This is a genomic window from Mesorhizobium sp. M4A.F.Ca.ET.050.02.1.1 (genome assembly GCF_003997725.1).
GTDB lineage: Bacteria > Pseudomonadota > Alphaproteobacteria > Rhizobiales > Rhizobiaceae > Mesorhizobium.
The window spans coordinates 1-1936 of record NZ_RZSG01000994.1; the positions used below are offsets into that span (position 1 = coordinate 1).

At 66.6% G+C, this 1936-nt stretch carries 2 protein-coding genes and 2 pseudogenes; 2 read left to right on the top strand and 2 right to left on the bottom strand.

Features of this window, described 5'->3' with window-relative positions:
- Positions 1-406, top strand: a pseudogene (locus EOA33_RS34095) (threonine-phosphate decarboxylase); the annotation flags it as partial.
- Positions 403-912, top strand: coding sequence for a tyrosine phosphatase family protein (locus EOA33_RS34100; RefSeq protein ID WP_127400066.1), 510 nt, complete (start codon positions 403-405; stop codon positions 910-912). The pseudogene EOA33_RS34095 and the gene EOA33_RS34100, both read left to right, overlap by 4 nt.
- Before the next feature lie 10 nt (positions 913-922).
- On the opposite strand, the gene EOA33_RS34105 is transcribed toward EOA33_RS34100, so the two are convergent.
- A complete protein-coding gene (locus EOA33_RS34105; protein ID WP_127407610.1) occupies positions 923-1726 on the bottom strand; it encodes a creatininase family protein in 804 nt (267 codons plus the stop codon).
- Positions 1727-1782: 56 nt separating this feature from the next.
- Positions 1783-1936: pseudogene (locus tag EOA33_RS41110) on the bottom strand (RidA family protein); the annotation flags it as partial.

Here is a 1936-nt window from a genome sequence, read left to right on the forward strand (position 1 = left end):
GGCCGACACGCTGACGGTCCAGCGGCTTGAGACGCCACTGGGGCCCTGGGCGGTGGCAGGCCCGGCGCTCGAATACGGCATCCGCGCGCTTGGCGACACGCAATGGCAGGCCGCCATGCGTGGGCGGCTGGCGCAGGACGCGGCGCGGCTCGACAAGCTGTTCGCCCGGTTCGGCGCTACCGTGGCCGGCGGCACCACGTTGTTCCGCTATCTGCGCCTGCCCGAAGCCGCCGGCCTGTTTTCGGCGCTGGGTGAGCGCGGCATCCTGCTCCGGCATTTCGCCCAGCGGCCACAGGTCCTGCGCGCCGGACTGCCGGGCGATGAGACCGAATGGCAGCGGCTCGAAGCGGCGCTTGCCGACTGGACCTCATTGCGCGAGCATCGGACGAAGGAAACCAGCCCATGATCCATGTCTGTTCGCTGTCGAAAGTCGAGGAGACCGTGGCGAGAACCGGCGCGCAGCGCCTGCTGTCGCTGCTTGCCGCCGGCACCGACGTGATGCGCCCGGCCTCGATCGCGGCGGAAAACCATCTGCATCTGGTCATGCACGATATTGCCGTCGCGCAGGAGGGCATGACCATGCCGGGCGAGCAGCATGTCCGCGCGCTGCTCGATTTCGGTTATCGCTGGGATCGGGCAAAGCCGCTCGTCGTGCATTGCTATGCCGGCATCAGCCGGTCGACCGCCTCGGCCTATATCATTGCCGCGGCGCTGGCGCCGAAGCGCGACGAGGTCGAGCTGGCGCAGACGCTGCGCGCGCTCTCCCCCTCGGCGACCCCCAATCCGCGGTTGATCGCCGTCGCCGATGCCTTGCTTGGCCGCGATGGCCGCATGATCGCCGCCATCGAAGCGATCGGGCGCGGCGCCGACGCTTTCGAGGGCATACCTTTCGAGTTGAAGATCGAAGCCTGAATCCTTCGAGTTACGGCAGCCAGTCTGCGAGCTTCGCCTTGCGCACATCCCTGACCAGGCTGATGAACCCGTCGGCCTGATGCTCGGCGGTCAGCCGGCCCTTGTCGGGCGTGGCGATCGAGGCGTCGCCAACCACACCGTTCGGGTTGAGGTCGCTGGCGATCCAGGCGAAGGCGTGCGTGCCGGTGTGACGCAGCAGGGCGAATTCCTTCTCGGCGCGGCCGACATTGGAAACGAAGTTGTCGGCCTTGCCCATGTCGACGAGGTCGGGCCGGAAATGCAGCATCAGCGAGGTCTCGACGTCGCCGCCATGGATGCCCTGGCGGTCCTCAAGCTCGGTATACATGCCGGCCGGACGGCCGAAACGCTGCCAGCTCGTCTTCACCGCCAGCATTTTGGTCCGCACGCGCAGTTCGCGCGTGATGATGCCCATGATCTCCTCATTGCCGCCATGCGAGTTGACGACGATCAGCTTTCTCACCCCGGCCCTGGCGATGGACAGGCCGAGCTCGGTCCAGGCATCGACCAGCGTCGTCGCCGGCAGCGTGAGGGTGCCCGGCGCGTGCAGATGTTCATTGGATTTGCCCACCGCCTGGACGGGCAGGATACGGATGTCGAGATCGGCGGGCAGGCGGGCGATCACGGTGTCCAGCATGCCATTCATGATCGAGGTGTCGGTCGACACCGGCAGATGCGGTCCGTGCTGCTCGATCGCCGCCACCGGCAGCACGGCGATCGTGGCTTCCGGATCGATCGTGGCGTATTCGGTGGTCCGGTAGTCGCCCCACCACAAGCGTCTGTTCGCAACGGTCATGTCGTGCCTCTTCAAATCATCGCGCCAGACCTAGCGCGGCTGGCATCGCCTGTCGATCATCCGGCGGCGATCACCTCGACCTCGACCTTGAATTCCGGCCGGGCGAAACCGGAGACGATCATCAATGTCGAGGCCGGCGCCGGGCTGGCGAACAGCCGATCGCGCACCTCCATATAGGGCCTGAGGAAGGCACGGTCGGTGACATAGGTG